We start from the raw sequence: 21,378 nt of genomic DNA, 5'->3' as shown, positions 1-21,378 counted from the left end.
AGCAAGACCGCCGCGGGCCGACGAGCGTCGCTGGCCACGAAACGACAGCCTCGATCCGATCACACCTCTTGCATGCTCGGCGCGCCACCGCGAGCGCCGCAGCGATCAAACCATTGACCGCTCATCCGTTGAGCTAGCGTGCGCGAACTAGCGAACCCAATCAACCGCCACGTTCTGGGTGGGCGACTGTGCTGAGTATCCACCGGTTGAACGCCGGAGAGGGGTACCTGTACCTGCTTCGGCATGTCGCTGCAGGGGACGTTGATCGGCGGATGGCTACGCCGCTGACGGCGTACTACACCGCGTCGGGATACCCACCTGGCCGTTGGATGGGCCGGGGTCTCAGCGGTCTGGGCGACGGCGAGTTGATGCCCGGGAGCGAGGTGAACGAGGCGCAGATGGCTGCACTGTTCGGACGTGCGGAAGATCCGCTCACCGGCCGGACGCTCGGCGAGCCCTACCGTGTTTTCAAAGGTCCGGAAGAGCGGATCCAGGACCGGATCCGCGATCTCGACCCGGCCCTGCCTGACGCCGAACGCGAACGTGCGGCCGCGCGAATCCGGCGCGAGGAGATGCGGAAGAAGTCACGGCAGGCAGTAGCCGGGTTCGATCTGACGTTCTCGCCGGTCAAATCGGTCTCGGCACTGTGGGCAACTGCCGACGTGGGCACCCAGGAGCAGATCGTCGCTGCCCATCACGCGGCTGTCGCCGACGTAGTGTCGCTGATCGAGCAACATGCGACGTTCACCAGGAGCGGCGATGGCGGGATCGCGCAGCTGGATACCCGCGGGTTGATCGCCGCGGCGTTCGATCACTGGGACAGCCGCAGCGGCGACCCGCAACTGCACACTCACGTGGTAGTCGCCAATCGCGTACAAGGCCCAGACGGTGCGTGGCGGACCCTGGACGGGCGGGTGCTCTACCGGTCCGCGGTAGCGATGTCGGAGATCCACAACGTGCTCCTTGCCGACAATCTCAGCCGGCGTCTTGGCGTGAACTGGGAGCTGCGCGAACGCGGTTCCCGGCGGAATCCGGCGTTCGAAATCGACGCGATTTCCGACGAACTGATCCGCGAGTTCTCGGCCAGAACCACACAGATCGAGGCCAACCTCAACGCACTTCTCGACGACCGAAACGACCAGATCCACCCACCCGGCCAGCGCGAAATGTACGCCCTCCGCCAGCACGCGACCCTCATGAATCGCCCTTCCAAGGACCTCGCCCAACCCCTCGCTGTGCTGATGGCGCAGTGGCGTCAACGCGCCGACCGGGCCATCGGGCACGACGCCGTCGCCGCCATCCAGCGATCCCTGAACGCGGCCGGCGAGCGTCCCCTGGCAGCGGCAGACCTGAGCCCGGAGACGCTCGACGCGTACGGCGCGGCGACCGTCCTGACCCTGCAAACCAAACGCGCGACCTGGACCCGCTGGAACCTTCTCGCCGAAGCAGCACGGCAAACCCGGCTCCTCCGCTTCGTCACCACCAACGACCGCTTCACCGCACTGCAGACGATCGTCGAACACGCCGAGCGGCACTCGATCAGCCTCACCGCACCCAACCTGGTCACCATGCCCGTCACCCGCGCCAGCGGCGAGAACGTGTTCACCATCCACAACGGCCAGATCTACACCTCACCCGTCGTCCTCGGCGCCGAAGCGATCCTGCTCGACCTCGCCCGCGACACCACCGGACCCACCATCACCCCAGCCACGATCCACACCGCCAGACTCAGCCCTGACAAGGCCGCTGCCCTCCGCCGAATCGCGACCAGCGGTCAACGGCTCGAGGCCCTGATCGGCCCAGCCGGCGCCGGCAAAACCAGCCTCCTATCTGCTCTCACCGCCAGCTGGCAAGACAGGTACGGGGACGGGTCGATCATCGCCCTCGCCCCATCGTCAGCCGCCTCGACCGTGCTGTCCGATGCCATCGGCACCCCCACCGAGAACATCGCGAAATGGATCTACGAGTCCTCCGGCCTCGGCGCCGAACAGCGCCGCGAGCAAATCCTGCACACCGAACACGCCACCGCCCTCGCCCACCGCGCACACCGCCGTCTCCGTCACCAGCGACTGATCGCGCAGCTCGCAGCCCTGCGAGCCGAGCACGATCGGTGGAGCTTCCACAAGAACCAGCTCGTCATCGTCGACGAAGCATCCATGGCCAGCACCATGGAACTCGCCGCCCTCGCCCGGGCGACCAACTCTGCCGGGGCGAAGCTCCTTCTGGTCGGCGACGACGCCCAACTGGGAGCGGCCGACACCGGCGGCGCCTTCCGCCTCATCGCCAAAGACACGGAGGCTGCCGAACTTACCGACGTGTGGCGCTTCACCAATCCCTGGGAACGCGACGCCAGCCTCGCCCTACGCCGCGGCGAACTTATCGCCGTCGACGCCTACGACGGACACCATCGGCTGACCGCGGGCTCATCAGAGGCGATGGAAGACTCCGCCTACAAGGCCTGGCTCACGGACACCAACAACGGCAAGACCAGCCTGCTGATCGCCGCGGACAACGCCACCGTCGCGCGTCTTAACGCCCGCGCCCGTCTCGACCGCATCACCACCGGCGAAGTCGAACCCGACGGCATCGAACTCCACAACGGCAACCACGTCGGCCTCGGCGACCAGATCGTCACCCGGCTGAACAACCGGCGCCTCCCCTACGGCCACCGCCAGTTCGTGAAGAACGGCGACCGCTGGACCGTCATCCACCGCTGGTCCGACGGCTCCCTCACCGTCCAGAACCCCACCGGCGACACCGTCACTCTCCCGAACGCATACGTCCAGGAATCGGTCGAACTCGCCTACGCCACCACTGCGCATCGAGCCCAAGGCGCCACCATCGACACGGCCCACCTCCTCGTGACGGAGCAGCTCACCCGGGCCCTGATGTACGTCGGCATGACCCGCGGCCGCCACGCCAACAACGCCTACGTCTCCACCCACCAGACCGACGCGGACCTCCACGAACCCCACGCTGAACAGACCATGCAGGACGTCCTCGAAATCGTCCTCAACGATCCCGGCGTCGAAGAATCCGCCCACGAAGTCATGCGCCAAGAACTCGACAACGCCACCAGACTCGACCGCCTCGTCCCTATCCACGAACACCTCTGCCAACTCGACGCCAAGAAGCGCTACCAACCCGCCATCGCCACCTCCGGCCTCGACCCAGCTGACCAGGCCGCACTCCAAGCCTCCCGTGCTTACGGCCCCCACATCGCCGCACTCCGCCGCGCCGAAGACGCCGGCCTCAACATCACCGACGCGCTCCACCACGCCGTCAACCAATCAGCGCTCACAACCGCTAACGACCTCGCCGCCGTCATCCGCCACCGAGTCCACCGCCTCACCCTCCGCGCTCTATACAAGACTGGCCGCCACCCCACGCAGATCGTCGGCCTCATCACCCCGGCCAGCCACGCCAGCGACCCCACACTGATCGCGCCCCTGCGCGAACTCGAATCCCAAATCATCGAACGCACCAACTGGCTCGCCGACCAATTACTCGCCAACCCTCCCATCTGGTACCGCGAGTTGCGTCACGCAGCCGGTGAGCCCCCAGACCAGGAACTCGCCGAGCTGGCCCGCGAGGTCGCCGCATACAGAGAGCGCTACCAAATCCACGGCCACTCCATCCTCGGGGACACCCCACAAGCCAACGCAGACGTGCGACGCCATCAGCACGCCCGGCTCATGAGGATGCTCACCGGGTTGTCGCCAGAGGCTGTCGAACGATCGATCGACGGCACGGGCATTGCTGAGGTGTCAGCACAGCCCGTTCAACTGCCGCAGCCAGACTGACGTCGCCGTATCAAGTGCTAGGCCAGACTCACCGACCGTGGGTCGGTAGGGTCTGGGGAGTAGGACGGTCGCCCACCTGCATGCTTCCATCAAGGTGTCGACCAACCCGCGGTGCTCCGCACGCCGATCGGCCAAGCCGCTGACCAGATCAGCATGGCTCAGGCCACCCGACGACTGGTGATCTGAATGGCTCTTCCCGACCTGGATGTTGCACGCGTACAGCACTGGTGTGCCGCACGGGTTCCCGAGCACGCTCGCGACCAACTGCGCGTCGAATGCGAACTCGCTCCGCGCCACCTGACGATCGTGGAACGACGCCCGCCATGGCGCGAGGACCTCGGGCCTGATTGGACGAGCTCCGCGATCGCTCGTCTGCGCTACAACGCGACTGACATGTCCTGGACGCTGTACTGGGCCGACCAGCACCAACGCTTCCACACCTACAACCGACTCTCCCCGTCGCAGCGCATCGAAGACCTCCTGACTGAGATCGAACGCGACCCCACCAACATCTTCTGGGGCTGACCGCAACCCGTCGGCGAGATCGTGCTACGCATTTGCAGCGAGTCGATCAAGGGCAGCGTCACCGGTACGGCGAGCATCCCATTGAGGCAGACCACGTCTCGCGTGGCTGGCTCCGGGCGCCTCCTGGGACACCCCAGGCCAGCTGTCAGCGCGACACCACCAGGCCGCCGCCACCGTTCGGCTTGCGGGGCCAGCCTTTCGGGAGTCTCAGTCGGGGTATTGGAGGAAGGCCGGCTGCACACGCAGCAGGTGGGTGTCGGGGTGGGTGGCCTCATACCGCTCCATGACCTGGTCGTAGCGCTTTGCCTTGAACAGCTTCACGGCCTGCTCATCTTCGTCCAGGCCGCACGCCATCGCCAAAGCGGCTCCCTCGCGCAGCGCAGCCGCCTTGGTCGGATAGACCCACACATCCAGCCTGCCACCTCCGCTGTAGCCGCGATGAGCCAGCGTCCACACGGCCGCGTCCTTCGTCGTGTCCACGCTGCCGTCCGGGTGGTACGTCGTCGACGAGGTCACCTGCCGGATGAATGTAGGACGACTCACCCGTCAACAGTAGCGGGCTGAGCGACGCTTGGCCCGTGGGCGTAACAGACCCGCATCAGGGCCTCACCAACTCGATGCCGATGGCAACCACGCCCAGGGCTTCGCGCTCCGGAGGGTAGATCTGGCGGATGTTGGCGAGCTGCTCTTCCCGCGTGGCCAGGGGGTTGACGGCCGCGACTGATTCGGAGTCGAACATTGCGTCGAAGTCGGTGTACCGGGCGACCCTCGTTACTCGGGTCAGCACCTCGTCGCCTTGACAACGGAACCGGATCAGGGCGCCCGGTTTGATGTTCTTGCGGCTGGAGTCGTTGACCCGGATCTCGGTGGTTTTGCGGCCGGCGGCGATGAGGTCGAAGTAACGCTTGTAGATGCCCATCTCGTGGGCGCGGATCAGTGGTTCGTTGGGGCGTGCGGTCATCAGTCGGCCTAGCTCCTTGACAGTGAACGATCGGAGGAAGTGCTTGGGATCCGTCAGCAGCTGCGACACGAGCCAGACCAAGGCGTCGACGTAGTTGTCGACTGTGCCGGGCCAGGCAGTGGTGTCGAGCATCCATGGTTCGACGTCGGCGGGAAGGACGCCGCGGCCATGCTCGCGCAGCAGCGACTTGGACAGGTTCGCGCCGGTCGGGGCCAGGACCTGAGGGGTAAAGACCCGGATCGGCATCTGCCGAGCAGGAGTCCCGAGCGCGCCGAGGGCGCCGCCAACCAACTGGCAGCCGAACGCCCAGCCCCCACCCTTCATCATCACCTGCAGCCGTGGCTCATGCCACCGCCGGTGATCCTCCCGCCGTTCCCGGCTCCGCTCACTCAATTGCGTGCCCGCGAAGGCCAGCACCGACCCCACGGCTACGCCAGCAACCCCGACCAATGCAGCATCCACGGCCCGAAGCCTAGGACCAGACCTCGGACATCCGGCGTCCGCCACCGTGTGCGACGATCACGGCCGATGCACTGCGCCGGTCTGGTCGACCCACCAGACCTCGATCTGCGCCGCGGCAAGTGATCCCGCCGTCTCGGCGTACAGGGCGCGGTAGCGCGGGAAGTCCGGCAAGGCGATGACGCTGCGCCACCTCGGCTCCTTGCCCCGCAGTCGCATCGCGGCGAGCACGGCCTGGGAGTACCAATGGCCGGCCTGGGTGCTTGGGGTGGTGCGCTTGACCTCCCCGGCACGGGCAGGGTCGGCGTAGCCGCGGCTGGGGAATCCCTTGACCTCGACCCCGACGGTCTGGCTGGCGCGGGCTGCGATCACGTCGATGCCGCGTTCCTTGGTGGCGGTGTTGGCCACCGACAGGATGCGCCACCCGTCGGCCACGAGATCCGTCACCAGGGCTGCCTGGATGTTGGCCTCGGTATGCCACTCCCCCGACGTCTCCTCAGGCGCTTCGGGGCTCCGCGGCCCACTCCGCGCGGCAGGTGGTATGTGCGCACTGTGGTCGATCGGCGGTGCCGTTCGAGGAATGCCGGTGGCGGCCTCGAACGCCTGGATGACCGGGAACCATGCGCCGTTAACCCTCACGCCGTGCTTGCGGATCGCGTCAGGCATGATGCCGGCCAGCCGGTTCGCGACGTCCGCGCGGGACAGGTCGTAGCGGTGACCGTTCACGGTGAACCGGATCGACGCGCGACCCTGAGTGTCCATGGGCACGAAACTACGGCAGCCGGCCGACAAAAGAGACTGGATGCGTGGTTCCAGGATCGACACAGCCTGTCGCAGCCCGACGTCCGCGTGTACGCAGACCCGGTCTCACATCTTCTGCCTCGTTCACAGTTCTGATAGATCCATCTCATGGGCATGGCGAAGTTGACGTTCGGCAGGTTGACCGAAGCGTGGAAGGGCGAGGCTGCTGACTTCACGCCGCTGCTCGCCGCTCAGCTGGACTCACTCGGCAACGCGATCGGGGTCGATCTCACCGCGCTGGGGGAGTCGGAAGTTGCCACCACTGGTGGTCGGCGCATCGACATCGTCGCGCAGGTCGAGGACGGGTCGGAGTTCGTGATCGAGAACCAGTACGGCCGAGCCGACCACGATCATCTGACCCGCGGGCTGGCCTACGCGGTGGCGCGCCGGGCCCGTGGGCTGGTCGTGGTGGCGGAGGAGCACCGCGATGAGTTCCGCGCGGTCGCTCAGTACTTGAACGAGGTTGCCGAACTCGACAGCGAACGGGGTATCGCGGTGTGGCTGGTGGAGGCCCAGGCAGTACGCATCGAGAACAGCGCCTGGGCGCCGCTCTTCACCGCGGTCGTCGAGCCGAACCAGTTCACGGCGACAGTCGAGAAGGCCAAGCAGTCGGAGACCGTCACGCTAGAGGAGTTCTTCGACCAGTTCGATGTCGCGGACCTGCGACAGGCAGCGGACGCCTTGGTCGGCAAGTGGCAAGCTGCGGGATATCGGCGAAGGCTGGGTCCGAAGCATGTCGTCCTCGAGGCGAGCGGTCCTTCCGCTGGAGGTATTCGGACCGTCGTCGCAGTCTTCAACGACGGCCATGTCCTCGTCCCTTTCAGCGCCTACGCCGGCCTCAACAGCGGAATCCCCATCGAGTCGCTCACCACGCCGGAGTTCCGGGACGCGGCCGACCAACTCTTCGGGTTCAACGGAACCGAGAAGCAGGCCCGCACCGTTCCAGGTTGGCTGACGCCCGAACGCGTGAACCCGCTCCTGACCTTCTGCATCCAGGTCGCAGACGCCTACAAGGCCGCCCTAGCCCAAAGCCCTTCCACCTGACCGCCTCCGCTTCAGACGGGGCACATCACGCGCGGTCGACAGCAGCCGGAGCTCTATTCGTCCTCGAGCAAGCAGGCACGCGGCGCGGTTCTCACCAGAGGCCGAGATCCGTGAACTCCTGGTCTAGAGCTTGTGCTGCGGAGGGGTTGTGGATTCGGCGGCCCATGTAGACGTCTTGGGTTATGGAGACTTGGGCTTGGCCTAGGTGGTCGGCTATTTGGCGGGCGGATTGGCCTCGGCGGTCTAGGGCGGTGGCTGTGGTTTTGCGGAAGGTGTGGGAGCGGATCCAGGTGAGGGCGTCTGAGGGTGAGGGTTGGGCTGCTTGGTCGACTTGGGCGCTGAGGGTGGGGGATGCGTCGAGGTTTATGCGGTAGGTCTTGACGAGGGCGGCTACGAGTTCGCGGTCGAGCTTGATGCGGCCGGTCTCGACCAACTCGAGCCTGGTCTTTGGCCAGCCGAGCTTCGTGGCGACCTGTTTGCGAGTCAGGCCAGCCTGAAGTCGCGTGGATCGGAGCACTTGGCCGAGGTCTCGGCGCGCGGTGCTGGCTACAGGGGACAGTGCTCGGCGGAGGGCTCGGCGGACGTTGGACGGGTCTCGGAAGCCTCCGAGGGAGTCGGCGAAGATGGGTTCGTCAGGGCACACGCCGGCTGCATGGCGTCTGCGGAGCATGGTGACGGCCCAGTCCGGGAGGGGTAAGGCACGTTCGCCGGCCTTCGACTTCGGGGCCTTGCGGATCAAGCCTTGGCCTGGGACGCGCACCATGGTGTGAGTGATCTCGACTGCGCCGGACTCGAGGTTGACCTGTGACCAGAGGACGGCGAGCGACTCGCCGATTCGGACGCCTGTGCCGAGCATGAAGAGGACCAGGTCTGGTAGGTCAGCGTGTACGGAGGCTTCGTCGGTGGTCAGTTGATGTCTGAGGGCGGCGATCTCTTCGTTGGTGAGTGCTCGGGGCGGGTCCTTCGGGCGGGCCTCGACCGCTTCTACCTCGCGGACCGGGTTGACGGTGAGAGCGCCGTACCGGACGGCGAGTTGCATGATGCCGGAGATGACCGCGCGGCAGGTCTTCGCGGTGGACCGGCCAGCGTTGCGCTTGATGGTTCCGATGATTCTGTCGATGCGTGGTGTGGTTGCCTCGCCGATCAGGAGTTCACCGAGGGCAGGGCGTACGTAGTTCTTGATGGCTGTGCGGTACGTCGTCAGCGTCGTCGGTGATCTCCGGCCGTCTTCGATGCGTTCTTCTAACTTCTCGATCCAGAGGTCGATGAGGTCGTTGATCTTGTCCGTCGGGCTCAGCTCGCCGTACTGCGTGAGCTTTGCCCGGTCGCGCAGCTTCGTGAGGAGGCGGTGCTCGGCTGCACCCTTGGTCTTGGCGGATGCGGTGACCTCGCGGGTACGTCCGTCGTGGTCACGGAAGTACGCGGACGCGCGCCAGGAGACCACCTTGCCCTCGGTGTCCTTCCTCTCAGCGCGGGATCGGACGTTGCCCCACGTTCCGATCGGAAGGTGCGGTCTGCTCATCTCGGCCCTCCACAGTCCAACTGCACGTGGCGGCTCAACGGCTGGGCGAGCCGGAGATCGGGCGAAACGAGACCAGTGCGACAGGATGCGATACGTCGCTCAGCAACGCGCCACCAACTGGCTGCGCGGAGCCGCCGCCGCCTCTCAGACGGGCACGCATCGGCCACTCTGAGTATTGGCAGAGTTTGCGCAGACTCGACTTTCCGGGCCGAGGCGCCGATGTGCGCCTGACCTGCGGAGACTTGTAGGCCCCGTGGGACTCGAACCCACAACCCGCGGATTAAAAGTCCGCTGCTCTGCCAGTTGAGCTAGAGGCCCTCAGGTGGTGTGGGGAACAGTGTGTCAGGTTTGGTGGGGGAATGCTTGGTGGGGGTGGGGGGATGTGGGGGCGTCAGGCACGGTGGTATAGATCGGAATTCGCCGCGGGGGGACCGACGGTGAGTTGGGGGAATGCTGTGCGTGCTGTGTTGGGGGCGGTTGTCCTTGTGCTGGTTGTTGGTGGGTGTGGGGCAGAGGCGGGTGGTGAGCCGGTGCGGGTTCTGCAGGGCAGTGCGTCGCCGATGCGTGCGACTTCGCCTCTGCCCACGTTGCCGCCGTACGGGACGGCTGGGCTGCCTTCGTTGACGGTGACGGCTCGGCCGGTGGTCACGACCAAGGAAGTTGTGGAGATGCGGGTGATTCCGTTCAAGAAGAAGACGGTGACGGACGGGTCGTTGGCGAAGGGTGAGACGGCGGTTCGTACGGCGGGGGTGAACGGGACGCGGCGGCTGGTTTATCGGGTGACGTATGTGAACGGCGTGCAGACGGCAAAGACGTTGGTGCGGCAGGAGGTGGCGAAGGAGCCGCGGTCGCAGGTGACGGCTGTGGGGACGAAGGTGGAGTCCCAACAAGCCGGCGAGTGCGACCCGAACTACAGCGGCTGTGTCCCGATCGCCAGTGACGTGGACTGTTCGGGCGGTACCGGCAACGGGCCGGAGTATGTCGCCGGCCCGGTTGAGGTCCTCGGGTCCGACATCTACCGTCTTGACGCCGACCACGACGGGATCGCCTGCGAGTAGCCCATCAGGCGCGGCGCGCGGTGACGTCGAGGTCCAGTACGACGTCGGGGCGGATCAGGGCGGTCGTGAACGAGTTCCAGTTGGCGTTCCAGGTGTGCCGGTTGATGGTGCGGGACGCCGTGAAGTGGAGCTCGTCGCCGGTGTCGGTCACCTCGAGTGGCACGGTGAGCGGCGACGTGGTCCCGCGGATCGTCAGGTCGCCGGTGACCTCGAAGCGACCCGGCGCGCTCGGCGTGATGGCGGTGGCGACAAACGTCATTGCCGGGTACGCCGGCGCGCCGAAGAAGTCCTGACGCAACTGGTCGTCGCGGCGGCGGTTGCCGGTGTCGACGCTCGCCATCTGGACGGTCAGCCAGCCGGACGACGCGGACGGATCCACCGCCTCCACCTTCACGGCGCCCTCGAACGTCGCGAAGTGGCCGTGCACCTTCCCGCCCACGCGATGCGCGGCCACGAAGCCGATCCGGGTCCGGTCCGCGTCGAGCACATAGTCAGTCATACCCGGTACGACGAGACAGCGTGGCGGACTGTCAGCCGATGACGCCCGTGGTGATGCGCCGCGGGGTGATGTCGAACATCGCGTCCTCGGGCGGATCGGCGATGTACGCGGCGCGCGCCTCCTCCGGCAGGTACTTCTCCACCGCGGCATGCAGCACGTCCGCGTCCAGGGGCAGCAGCCGGGCCACGCCCTGCATGTTCACATACTTCGCCGTGGCGCCCTCGACCGTCTGGACCGACAGCGACAGCTCACCTGTGCCGGTCCGGTGCAGACGGGTCTTCTTCGACTTGCGCGGCGTCATCACCTGAAACCGGTCGGAGCCGAACAAGAACCACACCGGTGTCACATGCGGCGACCAGCCGGGGTCGTCGATCGCGAGCACGGCCACCAGCGGCTGGGCCAGGAACTCGGCCATCTCCTCGTCGTCCATTGTGCGAAATCCCATGCGTTCGACCATCCCACGCGCCTCCGACAGTCTGTCGATTTAGGATCTGCCTACATCGACGAAGGGATCGGGGTGCTCACCTATCAGCTGACGTCGCAGGACCTGGCGGACGTCCGGTTCGCGGTTTCGCCGGTCGCGGAGACGGTGCTGTCGTTGCGCGCACTCCGGGATCCCGGCCGCTTCCCGCTGCAGCTGGCGTGGGTCCGGGCGGTGCAGCCGTACGTCGCGGAGCTCGACTGGGACGTACTGCGGTGGCTCGTCAACGACACCATGGGCAGCCCGGACTTCCTGACCCCGCGCCCGTCCTCGCCCCTCACGCAACTCGACGACGAGCTGAGCCTGATCGCTGACGTCGACCAGGCGACGTTCGACCGGCAGATGATCGCGGTGAACGGCGAGCTGCCCGCGGAATGCACCGTCGGCAAGGTCGTCGAGGCGCTGCGGCAGTACTGGGACGCCGTCATGGCGCCGTACTGGAGCCGCATGCGCACGCTGCTGTCCGCCGACATCAGCTACCGCGGCCACGTCCTCACGCAGCAAGGCACCGGCGCGATGCTCAACGGACTGGGCCCAGCCATCACGTACGCCGATGGGCTGCTCAAGGTGGACCGTGTCGCCGAGCAGAGCCGTACGGAAGACGTCGCCGGCCGCGGGCTCGTACTGCAGCCAACGCTGTTCGGCCCGCACGCGGTCATCCCGTTCGATCCCGGCGCCGAACCGCTGCTCGGCTACCCGCCACGCGGTCAGGCAAATCTGTGGTCCGTCGTCGAGCCGCCGTCGCGGCACGACCTCGCCCAGTTGATCGGTACGCCGCGGGCGCACATCCTCGAGCTCCTCACCCATCCCCGGACGACGACCGACCTGGCCGGCGAGCTGAAGGTGACCCCGTCCGCCGTGAGCCAGCATCTTCAGCTCCTTCGCCGGACCGGTCTCGTCGAGCCGGAACGCACCGGCAAACAGGTTCTGTACCGTCCGACCGAGCTCGCCGCCCTGCTCACCGGCGCCACCGTCGACTGACCCGTCAGCTATAGTCGAACCGTCCGCGGGAGCTCGCAGGGAGTGGGCTGAGAGGGTGACTGAGCCGTCACCGACCGCTGAACCTGAATCGGGTAATTCCGGCGTAGGGAGGAAGCTGTGGAATCCGTCTGGGTGAACGGTACGGCGGTCGACGGGCCGGCCGGCCGGTCTGTCGCCGAGTTGATCGCGGAGTACTCCGATCGCACGACGGGGATCGCGGTCGCGGTGAACCAGAACGTGCTGACCAAGGCCGAGTGGGCCCGGACCACGCTCGAGCCCGGCGACCGGGTCGAGATCGTCAGCGCGACGCAGGGAGGCTGACATGGACGACCCACTGGAGCTCGGCGGCCGCACGTACACGTCCCGGCTGATCATGGGGACCGGCGGCTCGGCCAACCTCGAGGTCATGGAGGAGGCATTGATTGCCTCCGGCACCCAACTTACGACGGTCGCGATGCGCCGCCTCGGCACCGGTCACGAGGGTTCGGTGCTCGACGTGCTGAAGAAGCACGGCATCGATGTCCTTCCGAACACGGCCGGCTGTCACACCGCGGCCGAGGCCGTGCTGACCGCGAAGCTGGCCCGGGAGGCGCTGGAGACCGACCTGATCAAGGTCGAGGTCGTCGCCGACGACCACCTGCTGCTGCCCGATCCGGTGGAGTTGCTCGACGCCGTGGACGCCTTGGTGGCCGACGGTTTCACCGTGCTGCCGTACACCAACGACGACCCGATCCTCGCCCGCCGCCTCGAGCAGGCGGGGTGCGCGGCCGTGATGCCGTTGGCCGCACCCATCGGTTCGGCGCTGGGTATCCGCAACCCGCACAACATCGCGCTGATCGCCGAGGCGGCGAACGTCCCGGTGATCGTCGACGCCGGCATCGGTACGGCGAGTGACGCCGCGCTGGCGATGGAGCTCGGCTGTGACGCGGTGATGCTCGCGACCCCGGTGACCCGCGCGGAGAAGCCCGCCCTGATGGCCGCCGCGATGCGCGACGCCGTCTCCGCGGGCCGGAACGCGCGGCTGGCCGGCCGCGTGCCGAAGCGCTGGCAGTCGGCGCTGGCGTCGTCGCCTACAACTGGTCTGCCAACGTTCTAGCCTCCGCAGCGTCGACGGCCCGATCCAGCAGGAGCGCGGTCAGCGACAGCGTCAGCTCCTGGTTGGGCTGCAGCGTCAACGGCTGCTCCCACGCGAGCGCCGGGCACGCCCCGACGTACTCACGGGATCGCAGGAACCACGGCCACACCTGATCCGGCTGCACCAGCAACAAGCTGACATCGCCCTGGACGAACGCGAGCCACCGGCCGACGGAACCGAACGCAGCCTCGAGCCCGTCGCCGTCCGCGCTCAGGACGGTCGTCGGGGCGGAGGGCAGGCGCCAGAAGATCCCGCCGTACCCGGCGCCCTCGCGTCCACACGTCGCCGGGCTGTCGATGCGGATCGAGCCGTAGCGCGCGGTCAGCACGCTGTGCCAGTCGAGGCGCCAGCCGCCGAAGGCGAGAGCCCCGGTGAGACGCCGGCGTTCGACCAGTTGCGGCCGCCCCTGCTCGTCGTACCAGGTGATGTCGTCGACCAGCTCGCGATCGTCGACGGTCACGCCGCGGCTGCGTTGCTGACCGTGGTTCGTGAGGAGGGTCGGGCCTTGGCCGCGGACGTAGGTCCGTCCGCCCCAGTGCGACGTGCCGTTGACCTGGGCGACCGACAGCGAAAGTCCGTAGTGGTGCCGGTGGTCCACCGGGTTGACCTCGGTCAGCGGATGCCCGCCGAGCGTCCGGACCGGATGCAGGTACGGCCGTGGCGCGTGCACCTGCGGCATCCGGCGCCCGAACTCGTACCGCGCGAGCAGCCCCGCCGAACTCCCGAGCGCGAAGATGTCACCCTGCTGCTGCCACGTGATCCGATCGGCCGCGTCGTCCCCGTCAGGCTGCGACTCCTGCGGCACCGGCCCCGTGCTGGCCCGCACCGCCAAGCGCAGCTCCGGTACGCCGTCGACCGCACCGGAAGGCCCCGCGATCGCCGCGTGCAGCCGCTGCCACGCGAGGTCGCCGAGGTCCTTCTGCGGCACCCGGACGGTCGTCAGCGACGGTACCGCGAAGCGCGCCAGCCCGATGTCGTCCATGCCGGTCACAGACAGGTCTACGGGTACGGCGACGCCGACCTCGTTGAGCCGCGCCAGCAGCCCGAACGCGACGAGATCGTTGAACGCGACCACCGCGGTGGCGCGCGACTCGAGCACCCGCTCCACCGCGGCGTACCCGTCCTCGATCGACCAGCCGCACTCGAGCCGGACCAGCTCCAGACCGGGGATCTCCCGCTCGGCGACGTCGAGCGCGCGCAACCGCAACCTGTTGGACGCGCTCGCGGCCGGGCCGGACAGGAACGCCAGCCGCCGGTGCCCGAGGCCGACCAGGTGATCGACGACGATCCGGACGGCGCGGCCGTAGTCGACCACCACCGACGACACCTCCGCCGGGCCCTCGCGGTTGACCAGGATCACCGGCTGCACCTGCGGCAGCAGCTCGAGCAACTGGTCCTCGTCCATCCGCGGCGAGACCATGATGAGCGCGTCGCAGCGCCGCCGGGCCTCGATCGCGATCGCCGCCTCGGCGTCCGGGTTCTCGGCGGTCTCGGCGACCAGCACCTTGTAGCCGCCGGCCGCGGACGCGTTCGTGATCCCGCGCAGGATCTGCTGGAACAGCGGGTTGCCGAGGTCCGGCACGACCAGCGCGACCATGTTCGTCCGGCCCAGCGACAGGCTGCGCGCCAGGTCGCTCGGGCGGTAGTTGAGCCGCTCCGCCGCGGCGCGCACCCGGGCGACGATCTCAGGTGCGACACTGAGCCGACCGTTCATCACCCGGGACACGGTCGCTCGCGACACCTCCGCCGCCCGCGCGACGTCGGCGATCGTGATCGAGTCCTTCGGTGTCCGTCCCACCCCCGTATCCTCTCCCGATGGAAACCGGTTTCTCAACCCTCTCCGGCAGATCTCCCGGAGTTTGAGCAAGCGCTTACCGCCGGCAGCCGGACTTCGAGGGTGGACCGGCCGGTGACCCGGATGGCGCCCCGGTGGCGGTCGACGATGCCGGCGGCGATCGCCAGGCCGAGACCGGCGCCGCCCGCGCCGCCCGCACTGCCCGCGCCGCCCGTGTCGCCCAAGTCGCCCGCGTCGCCGATGTTGCGGGTCCGGGCCGCGTCCAGCCGGACGAAGCGCTCGAACACGCGCTCCCGGTCCGCGGCCGGGATCCCGGGGCCGTCGTCGGAGACTGTGAGCACGACGACACCGTCCGCCTCGGCGACGCCGAAGCTGATCCCGGTGCGCGCGTGTCGCGCGGCGTTGCTGCCGAGGTTGCGTACCAGCCTGGCCAGTTGCGCCTCGTCGCCGCGGACCTGACCGGCCGACACCGCGGTCGTGTCGACCGCCACGCTGGTTGCCGCGCGCAACGTTTTCGCCTCGGCCAGGACCAGGTCGTCGAGGTCGACCGGCAGATCCGGCGGGGCGGACCGCTGCTCGTCGGAGCGGGCCAGCTGAAGCAGGTCGTCGACGAGGTGCTGCATCCGCAGATCCTCCGCGAGGACCGTGGCGGCGAGCTCGCCGACCCCCGTACGCTCCGGGTGCGCCAACGCGACCTCGGCGTGCTGCCGGATCGCCGCGATCGGCGAGCGCAGCTCGTGCGAGGCATCGGACACGAAGCGATTCTGCGACTGCTGCGCCCGTTGCAGCCGGTCGAGCATCCGGTTCATCGTCCTCGCCAGCCGGCCGATCTCGTCGGCACGCCTGGCCGGAACACGCCGATGCAGCTCGGTCGCCGAGATGGCGTCCACCTCCCGCCGGATCGCCGTCACCGGCGCGAGCACCCGCCCGGTCACCACCCAGGTCACCCCCGCGACGATCACCGCCATCAGCGGTACGCCGACCACGAGCACCCGGCGTACAAACCGGGTCGAGTCGAGCACGTCCACCAGCGGCCGGCCGACGACCACCTCTCCGCCGGACGGTACGACCGCGGCGGCGAACACGAAGTCCTCACCGTGGCCGGGCGGTTCAACCCTGACGCACCCGGTCCCCGGCGAGGCGAGCCGTGATCCGCCGCCGGTCACGTGCCCGGCGCGATCGATCACCTGCACGATCTCGGTCGACGACGGGCCGGCCACGGCTGCGGGTGCCGCGGCGAGCTGGGCCGCGCGGTCCTGGGCGGCCCGGCAGACCTGATCGGTGAGCACCGAGCCGAGCAGCGCGACCAGCACCAACGCGCCGGCCACCAAGGCGAACCCGACGACCAGGACCGCGGCCAGCGTCACCCGGATTCGCATGACGGCACCTCCCTCACGGCTCGGCCAGGCGATAGCCGGCACCGCGCAGGGTCGTGATGAACTGCTCGCCGAGCTTGGTGCGGAGCCGCCGGATGTAGACCTCGACGATGTTCGGATCACCGTCGAACGCGTCGTCCCAGACGTGTTCCAGAATGGTCCGTTTCGACACGACCTGACCGCTTCGCCGGACCAGGAACTCCAGTAAGGACAGCTCGCGCGCTGTCAGAACCAGTTCGTTCTCGTCGAGCCAGGCCTTCCGGGCGGCCGGATCCAGCCGCAGGGCGCCGGTCTGCAACAGGCACGGTCGCTCGGCGGCGCCCCGCCGTACCAGGGCTCGGAGCCGGGCGATCAGGACGGCGTACGAGAACGGCTTGGTGAGGTAGTCGTCGGCGCCGGTGTCGAGCGCGCGCACCTGGTCGGTGTCCGCGTTCCTTGCCGTGAGCATCAGGATCGGTGTCCACACGCGCTCGGCCCGCAAGGTCGCGCAGATCTCGAATCCGTCGACCTCCGGGAGCATCAGGTCGAGGACCACGACGTCGTAGCCGTGCTCGCGGGCGAGCCACAGCCCGTCCGTCCCGGTCAGTGCGACGTCGACGGCGTACCCCTCGGCCTCCAGGCCGCTCCGCAGCCCCGTGGCCAGCCGGGGCTCGTCCTCGACCACCAGCGCGCGCATCACCCACCTCCAGGCGATCCTCCTTCATTGTGGCTGAATCCCCGCTGAATGCACCCGGTTCAGCGCGGGTTCAGCAGCGCGGGCCTAGCGTCGGACCCATGGCGACGATCGAGGCGAGCGGGCTGACCAAGCGGTACGGCGGACGCACCGCGCTCGACGGGCTGACCTTCACCGCGGACGCCGGGCAGGTGATCGGGCTGCTCGGGCCGAACGGCGCCGGGAAGACGACCACGATCCGGCTGCTCACGACGATCCTCGAGCCGACCAGCGGGACGTTCGCCGTGGCCGGCGTACCCGGTGACCGGCCCGGCCGGATCAGGCAGCGGATCGGTGTGCTGCCGGAGAGCGCGGGCTACCCGGGCCGGCAGACCGGCGGCGAGTACCTGCGCTACGCGGCGCGGTTGTTCGGCCGGAGCCGGCGGGACGCACGGGCAGTCGCCGATCGGTTGCTGACCGAAGGCGGCCTCGGGGACCGTGCGGACGCGCCAATCTCGACGTACAGCCGGGGCATGCGCCAGCGACTCGGGATCGCCCGCGCGCTGGTCAACGATCCCGAGGTCGTGTTCCTGGACGAGCCGGCGCTCGGCCTCGATCCCGCCGGCCAGCGGTCGATCCTCGAGACGATCGCGGACATCGCCGAGCACCGCGGCGTGACCGTGGTGCTGTCGACGCACACCCTGGTCGAGGTCGAGCAGGTCTGCGACAGCGTGCTGATCCTCGATCAGGGCAAGCTCCGGGCGGCCGGACCGATCGCGGAGATCGTCGCCGGCACCGGAGGCCTGAGCGCCGCCTTCCTGGAGCTGACCGGTCATGAATGAGTGGAGCGTGGTGGCCCGGCAGGAGAGCCGGGACCTGTGGATCGGCGGCCGCGGACCGGTCTTGCTGTTCGGCTTCAGCGTCCTGCTGAGCACGATCACGTACCTCGCCGCGACCAACCGGGCGATGAACTTCCTCGAGCAGCGTGAGGCGGTCAACCTGACGGCGCAGGTCGGGCTGGCCGTGGGCGTCCTGCTGACTGTCGTGACCAGTGCGGACGCGATCAGCGGCGAACGGGAGCGCGGCACCTTGGAAGGGCTGCTGCTCACGCCGGTCTCGCGGCGCGCGATCGTGGTCGGCAAACTGGCGGCCGCGTCGACGATGTGGCTGGGCTGCCTCGTCGTCTCACTCCCCTATCTGTGGGTGCTCGGGCACGGGGTCGCCGGCGCGACACAGGCGGCGGTGCTCGCTCTGACCGTCGGCACGCTGGTCGCCGTCGGTCTCGGTGGTGTCGGAATGCTGTTCAGCGGGTGGACGAACTCCAACAAGACCAGCTTGGCCTGCGGATTGCTGCTGCTCCTGGTGCTGTTCGCCCCGACCCAGTTGCCGGCTCTGCCGAAGACAGGCTTCGGTCAGCTGCTGACCCGGGTCAACCCGATCGGCTCGGCGCTGCACTACATCTCGCAGGTCCTGGTCAGCCGTCGGCCGTGGACGCATGACCTCAGCTACCTGGCCGCTCCGGTCGTGGTCGCCGTACTCGTCCTCGTTGTCGTGGTCGCCGCCGGGCCACGACTCGTCCGACTCACCGCGGGGTCACGATGATCCTCCTGAGCCTCATCGCCACCGTCGCGCTCGCCAACCCGACGATCACCATGGACCACGACCAACTGACGGCGCAGATCGGCCAGACGCTCAGCGTCGAATCGGTCGTCCGGTCATCCGTCCCGACGATCGCGCACTTGAACGTGGTCAGCCTCGACGGCGTGTACGTCGACCTGGAGGACTGGACGCAGGACGTCACCCAACCGGTGCCCGCCGGACCGGAAACTCCGGTGGACTGGGAGTTCCAGGCGGTCAACCCCGGCCACTTCGTGGTGTACGTCGTCCTGGTCCCCCGCACCGGTCCGCTCGTCGCGGGGCCGCCGGTCCGCATCACGGTGTCGCCCCGCCAGACCCTCGACACCGCGGGTGCGCTGCCGGTCGCGATCGCCGTACCGGCAATACTCGGTACCGTCGTCCTGGCCGGCCGGGCGAGGATAGGGCGACGACACACGAGGAGGACGACGTGACACTCGACTATCCACAGCCCGAAGGTGTTGCTCCAGGCAACGGGTACAGCCACGTGGTGACCGGAGCCGGCCAGTGGGTGGCGATCTCCGGGCAGGTCGCGCTCGACGCGGACGGGAAGTTCGTCGGCGTCGGGGACCCAGGGGCGCAGGCGGAGCAGGTGTTCGCGAACCTGGAGCGCTGCCTGGCAACGGCCGGCGCCACCTTCGAGAACGTGGTCAAGCTGACGTACTTCGTCACCGACATCGGTCACCTGCCCGCAGTCCGCACGGTCCGCGACCGGTACATCCCGGGGCCGAAGCCCGCGGGTACGGCGGTCCAGGTCGCCGCGCTGTTCAGCCCGGACGCGCTGCTCGAGATCGAGGCCTTCGCGATCGTCTAGGGCCTAACGCAGCAGGTCGACCGCCACCCGCGCGGCCTCGCCGATCGCGGCGTCGACGCGCGGCTGGCGGAAGTCGCCCCGGGCGGCGAGCGTGAGGACGGCGATCGCGAACGCCGCTCCGCCGGGCAGCGTGACCACGCCGGCTTCGTGCCGCAACGCACCGAACGTCCCGGTCTTCCCCGCGACACGGACGCCGTCGTGCGGGAAGCCGGAGGCCAGCCGGTGCAGGAAGATCTGCCGATGCATCGTCGCCTTCACGAACTCGGTCTGCCCGGCCGACAGCAACTCCCCCGCCCACAGCCGGCGCAGCAGGAAGGTCAGGTCGCGCGCGCTGGCCGCTGACCCGTTGGCCGCCTCGTACACCCCGGCCGGATCGGTGCGGTCGTTGTCCGCGAGTACGGCGAGCGCGGCGTCGGCGTTGTCGGCGCCGGTCCGCCGTTGCAGGTCCCGCAGATTGCCCGCCGTACCCCGGCGGACCCAGGTGCTGCGCAGGCCGAAGGACTCCAGGATCCCGGCCAGCCGGCGCAGCCCGACGATGTCCAGCAGCGCGTCGGCCGACGCGTTGTCCGAGACGGTCGCCATCGACAGCGCCAGATCGCGCAGCGACACCGTCACCGGGTCCGCGAACACAGACAGCCCGGTCGGTCCGGCGGTCCGCTCCGACGGTTCGAGTGTCACGCGCTCACGCGGATCAAGGGCGCCCTCGTCCACCAGTCGGCAGAACCCGGCGAGCAGCGGCAGCTTGTAGACCGACGCCAGCGGCACGACCACGTCGGCGTCGTGCTCGACGGTCGTCTCGGGGTCGTCGAGCGAGACCGCGTGCAGCCAGCCGCGGACGCCGGCGTCGTCGAAGATGCCGCGGATCCGCGCGCTCACGCCGCCAGTGCTTCCGTGAGCTGCGCCATCACGTCGTTCGGCCGCAGGAACGGCGTACGCGTCCTCGACCAGACCAGCCGGAGCCGCAACGGCAGCGGATCGTCGGCCAGTCGATGCCGTGCGACACCCGGTGCGATCAGGGCCGGGTCGGCGGTCACCACGATCGCCTGACCGGCTGCCGCCATCGCCAGCCCGGCGCGCTCGTCCGTCACCACGACCGTGCCGCCGTCCGGCCGGTGCAACGCCAACGTGTCCAGGAACAGGTCCCGGGCCGCCGGCGCCTCGGCCCGCGGCCGGACCGCGACCGGCAACCCCTTCAACTGTCGCAAGGCCACGACCTCACCACCGACCATCGATGCAGTCACGGTCGACGCCGGCACCAGGGCCCAGGTCGGCAGCAGCGACACCGGGCCGGCCTCCAGACCGTCCAGGACCGCGGGATGCTGTACGGCGGCCAGCGTCAACCGGCCCGTACCGACCTGGTTGACCAGGGAGCTCGTCGGCGCCGTCACCACCGTCACCCGGCTGCCCGGAATGACCGCACCGCAGGCTGCGGCGACCGCCGCGCCCGCCGACGGCGGCACCTCAGGCGCCAGACCGAGCCGGATCTCGGGCCCCTCGGGATCGCGGGCCACGGCCGCCTGGTGCAGCTCCTCGATGGAAGTCAGGGCACGTCGCGCGTACGGCAGCAGCGCGGCGCCGGCGGGGGTGAGCTCGACCTGACCGGCACCGCGTTCGAAGAGCTTCGCGCCGACGAGCGCCTCCAGCCGGCGCAGGCCCTGGGACAACGGCGGCTGGGTGATGCCGACGACCCGCGCCGCGTCGCCGAAGTGCTGTTCCTCGGCGAGGGCGATGAAGATCTGCAGATGTCTCTCGGTCAGCATGGACCCGATTGACCTGCGGTGATATCTCCAGACAATCGGCTCATGCGTAAGAGCATATTCGACATCGCCGAAGCGCT

22 protein-coding genes, 1 tRNA gene and 1 riboswitch are annotated in these 21,378 nt (G+C 68.7%); of the genes, 11 read left to right on the top strand and 12 right to left on the bottom strand.

Going from position 1 to position 21,378, the window contains the following annotated elements; translation table 11 throughout:
- Positions 1-188 precede the first annotated feature (188 nt).
- Both mobF and AB0I12_RS33625 read left to right on the top strand, forming a co-directional pair.
- Positions 189-3,803, top strand: coding sequence for a MobF family relaxase (gene mobF, locus AB0I12_RS33630; RefSeq protein ID WP_359937445.1), 3,615 nt, complete (start codon positions 189-191; stop codon positions 3,801-3,803).
- 186 nt (positions 3,804-3,989) lie between these two features.
- Positions 3,990-4,328 carry a DUF3024 domain-containing protein gene (locus AB0I12_RS33625; protein WP_359937442.1) on the top strand — a complete coding sequence of 113 codons (339 nt, stop codon included), beginning with the start codon at positions 3,990-3,992 and terminating at the stop codon, positions 4,326-4,328.
- A gap of 207 nt (positions 4,329-4,535) precedes the next feature.
- Here AB0I12_RS33625 and AB0I12_RS33620 read toward each other — a convergent pair whose 3' ends face one another.
- From AB0I12_RS33620 to AB0I12_RS33610, 3 genes are read right to left on the bottom strand one after another with little or no spacing between them, the layout of a single operon-like run.
- Entirely contained in the window at positions 4,536-4,871 is a 336-nt protein-coding gene (locus tag AB0I12_RS33620; protein ID WP_359937439.1) for a hypothetical protein, read from the bottom strand.
- 55 nt (positions 4,872-4,926) lie between these two features.
- Positions 4,927-5,751: an ASCH domain-containing protein gene (locus tag AB0I12_RS33615; RefSeq protein WP_359937436.1), complete on the bottom strand. Its 825-nt coding sequence runs from the start codon at positions 5,749-5,751 to the stop codon at positions 4,927-4,929.
- 57 nt (positions 5,752-5,808) lie between these two features.
- Positions 5,809-6,510, bottom strand: a complete 702-nt coding sequence (locus AB0I12_RS33610; protein WP_359937433.1) for a hypothetical protein — start codon at positions 6,508-6,510, stop codon at positions 5,809-5,811.
- 153 nt (positions 6,511-6,663) lie between these two features.
- Between AB0I12_RS33610 and AB0I12_RS33605 the strand changes: the two genes are divergently transcribed.
- A complete protein-coding gene (locus AB0I12_RS33605; RefSeq protein ID WP_359937430.1) occupies positions 6,664-7,593 on the top strand; it encodes a hypothetical protein in 930 nt (309 codons plus the stop codon).
- A gap of 91 nt (positions 7,594-7,684) precedes the next feature.
- Here AB0I12_RS33605 and AB0I12_RS33600 read toward each other — a convergent pair whose 3' ends face one another.
- Together AB0I12_RS33600 and AB0I12_RS33595 are read right to left on the bottom strand one after the other, a co-directional pair.
- Positions 7,685-9,115, bottom strand: coding sequence for a helix-turn-helix domain-containing protein (locus AB0I12_RS33600; protein ID WP_359937427.1), 1,431 nt, complete (start codon positions 9,113-9,115; stop codon positions 7,685-7,687).
- 245 nt (positions 9,116-9,360) lie between these two features.
- Positions 9,361-9,433: transfer RNA gene (locus tag AB0I12_RS33595), tRNA-Lys, on the bottom strand.
- A gap of 212 nt (positions 9,434-9,645) precedes the next feature.
- Between AB0I12_RS33595 and AB0I12_RS33590 the strand changes: the two genes are divergently transcribed.
- A complete protein-coding gene (locus AB0I12_RS33590) occupies positions 9,646-10,173 on the top strand; it encodes a G5 domain-containing protein (protein WP_359937425.1) in 528 nt (175 codons plus the stop codon).
- A gap of 4 nt (positions 10,174-10,177) precedes the next feature.
- Here AB0I12_RS33590 and AB0I12_RS33585 read toward each other — a convergent pair whose 3' ends face one another.
- Positions 10,178-10,672, bottom strand: coding sequence for a YceI family protein (locus AB0I12_RS33585; RefSeq protein ID WP_359937422.1), 495 nt, complete (start codon positions 10,670-10,672; stop codon positions 10,178-10,180).
- A 31-nt stretch (positions 10,673-10,703) separates the two neighbouring features.
- Positions 10,704-11,117 carry a pyridoxamine 5'-phosphate oxidase family protein gene (locus tag AB0I12_RS33580; protein WP_359937419.1) on the bottom strand — a complete coding sequence of 138 codons (414 nt, stop codon included), beginning with the start codon at positions 11,115-11,117 and terminating at the stop codon, positions 10,704-10,706.
- Between the two features lie 72 nt (positions 11,118-11,189).
- Here AB0I12_RS33580 and AB0I12_RS33575 point away from each other — a divergent pair, with 72 nt between their 5' ends.
- From AB0I12_RS33575 to AB0I12_RS33565, 3 genes are all read left to right on the top strand, one after another.
- Positions 11,190-12,134: a DUF5937 family protein gene (locus tag AB0I12_RS33575; protein WP_359937416.1), complete on the top strand. Its 945-nt coding sequence runs from the start codon at positions 11,190-11,192 to the stop codon at positions 12,132-12,134.
- Positions 12,135-12,149: 15 nt separating this feature from the next.
- Positions 12,150-12,261, top strand: a riboswitch (TPP riboswitch).
- Positions 12,252-12,455, top strand: coding sequence for a sulfur carrier protein ThiS (gene thiS / locus AB0I12_RS33570; RefSeq protein WP_359937413.1), 204 nt, complete (start codon positions 12,252-12,254; stop codon positions 12,453-12,455). It overlaps the preceding riboswitch by 10 nt.
- 1 nt (position 12,456) lies before the next feature.
- The gene (locus AB0I12_RS33565) at positions 12,457-13,230 is read left to right on the top strand and encodes a thiazole synthase (protein WP_355474756.1); all 774 of its coding nucleotides are present in this window, start codon (positions 12,457-12,459) and stop codon (positions 13,228-13,230) included.
- On the opposite strand, the gene AB0I12_RS33560 is transcribed toward AB0I12_RS33565, so the two are convergent.
- Genes AB0I12_RS33560 through AB0I12_RS33550 form a run of 3 tightly spaced genes read right to left on the bottom strand, consistent with a single transcriptional unit; the run spans position 13,205 to position 17,116 of the window.
- Positions 13,205-15,067, bottom strand: coding sequence for a DUF6807 family protein (locus tag AB0I12_RS33560; protein ID WP_359937410.1), 1,863 nt, complete (start codon positions 15,065-15,067; stop codon positions 13,205-13,207). The two genes, AB0I12_RS33565 and AB0I12_RS33560, sit on opposite strands and share 26 nt — an antisense overlap.
- Before the next feature lie 32 nt (positions 15,068-15,099).
- Positions 15,100-16,443 (bottom strand): HAMP domain-containing sensor histidine kinase, encoded by a 1,344-nt coding sequence (locus AB0I12_RS33555; RefSeq protein WP_359937407.1) that lies wholly within the window; start codon positions 16,441-16,443, stop codon positions 15,100-15,102.
- Between the two features lie 13 nt (positions 16,444-16,456).
- A complete protein-coding gene (locus tag AB0I12_RS33550) occupies positions 16,457-17,116 on the bottom strand; it encodes a response regulator transcription factor (RefSeq protein WP_359937404.1) in 660 nt (219 codons plus the stop codon).
- 98 nt (positions 17,117-17,214) lie between these two features.
- Between AB0I12_RS33550 and AB0I12_RS33545 the strand changes: the two genes are divergently transcribed.
- The 4 genes from AB0I12_RS33545 to AB0I12_RS33530 are packed head-to-tail and all read left to right on the top strand — an operon-like array spanning position 17,215 to position 19,541.
- Complete coding sequence (locus tag AB0I12_RS33545) at positions 17,215-17,934, top strand: ABC transporter ATP-binding protein (RefSeq protein WP_359937402.1); 720 nt, start codon at positions 17,215-17,217, stop codon at positions 17,932-17,934.
- Complete coding sequence (locus AB0I12_RS33540; RefSeq protein WP_359937399.1) at positions 17,927-18,694, top strand: ABC transporter permease subunit; 768 nt, start codon at positions 17,927-17,929, stop codon at positions 18,692-18,694. Before AB0I12_RS33545 ends, AB0I12_RS33540 begins: the two co-directional genes overlap by 8 nt.
- On the top strand, positions 18,691-19,161 hold the full coding sequence (locus AB0I12_RS33535) for a hypothetical protein (protein ID WP_359937396.1): 471 nt from the start codon (positions 18,691-18,693) through the stop codon (positions 19,159-19,161). The genes AB0I12_RS33540 and AB0I12_RS33535 overlap by 4 nt, the downstream gene beginning before the upstream one ends.
- Positions 19,158-19,541 (top strand): RidA family protein, encoded by a 384-nt coding sequence (locus tag AB0I12_RS33530; RefSeq protein ID WP_359937394.1) that lies wholly within the window; start codon positions 19,158-19,160, stop codon positions 19,539-19,541. Before AB0I12_RS33535 ends, AB0I12_RS33530 begins: the two co-directional genes overlap by 4 nt.
- Positions 19,542-19,544: 3 nt before the next feature.
- Here the strand turns inward: AB0I12_RS33530 and AB0I12_RS33525 are convergent, their stop codons facing one another.
- Positions 19,545-20,417 (bottom strand): serine hydrolase, encoded by an 873-nt coding sequence (locus AB0I12_RS33525; RefSeq protein WP_359937391.1) that lies wholly within the window; start codon positions 20,415-20,417, stop codon positions 19,545-19,547.
- Complete coding sequence (locus AB0I12_RS33520) at positions 20,414-21,301, bottom strand: LysR family transcriptional regulator (protein ID WP_359937388.1); 888 nt, start codon at positions 21,299-21,301, stop codon at positions 20,414-20,416. Before AB0I12_RS33520 ends, AB0I12_RS33525 begins: the two co-directional genes overlap by 4 nt.
- Positions 21,302-21,378: the final 77 nt, after the last annotated feature.

The organism is Kribbella sp. NPDC050459, assembly GCF_040655315.1.
Classification (GTDB): domain Bacteria; phylum Actinomycetota; class Actinomycetes; order Propionibacteriales; family Kribbellaceae; genus Kribbella.
Note: the sequence above shows the minus strand (reverse complement) of the source record. Positions and strands in the feature narration are given on the sequence as shown.

Excerpts from the sequence above, each read along its gene's own strand:
- AB0I12_RS33610 (WP_359937433.1), bottom strand. The coding sequence starts at position 6,510 with ATGGACACTCAGGGTCGCGCGTCGATCCGGTTCACCGTGAACGGTCAC.
- AB0I12_RS33565 (WP_355474756.1), top strand. The coding sequence starts at position 12,457 with ATGGACGACCCACTGGAGCTCGGCGGCCGCACGTACACGTCCCGGCTG.
- AB0I12_RS33535 (WP_359937396.1), top strand. The coding sequence starts at position 18,691 with ATGATCCTCCTGAGCCTCATCGCCACCGTCGCGCTCGCCAACCCGACG.
- AB0I12_RS33555 (WP_359937407.1), bottom strand. The coding sequence starts at position 16,443 with ATGCGAATCCGGGTGACGCTGGCCGCGGTCCTGGTCGTCGGGTTCGCC.
- AB0I12_RS33550 (WP_359937404.1), bottom strand. The coding sequence starts at position 17,116 with ATGCGCGCGCTGGTGGTCGAGGACGAGCCCCGGCTGGCCACGGGGCTG.
- AB0I12_RS33545 (WP_359937402.1), top strand. The coding sequence starts at position 17,215 with ATGGCGACGATCGAGGCGAGCGGGCTGACCAAGCGGTACGGCGGACGC.
- AB0I12_RS33600 (WP_359937427.1), bottom strand. The coding sequence starts at position 9,115 with ATGAGCAGACCGCACCTTCCGATCGGAACGTGGGGCAACGTCCGATCC.
- AB0I12_RS33580 (WP_359937419.1), bottom strand. The coding sequence starts at position 11,117 with ATGGGATTTCGCACAATGGACGACGAGGAGATGGCCGAGTTCCTGGCC.
- AB0I12_RS33540 (WP_359937399.1), top strand. The coding sequence starts at position 17,927 with ATGAATGAGTGGAGCGTGGTGGCCCGGCAGGAGAGCCGGGACCTGTGG.
- AB0I12_RS33520 (WP_359937388.1), bottom strand. The coding sequence starts at position 21,301 with ATGCTGACCGAGAGACATCTGCAGATCTTCATCGCCCTCGCCGAGGAA.
- AB0I12_RS33605 (WP_359937430.1), top strand. The coding sequence starts at position 6,664 with ATGGCGAAGTTGACGTTCGGCAGGTTGACCGAAGCGTGGAAGGGCGAG.
- AB0I12_RS33585 (WP_359937422.1), bottom strand. The coding sequence starts at position 10,672 with ATGACTGACTATGTGCTCGACGCGGACCGGACCCGGATCGGCTTCGTG.
- AB0I12_RS33625 (WP_359937442.1), top strand. The coding sequence starts at position 3,990 with ATGGCTCTTCCCGACCTGGATGTTGCACGCGTACAGCACTGGTGTGCC.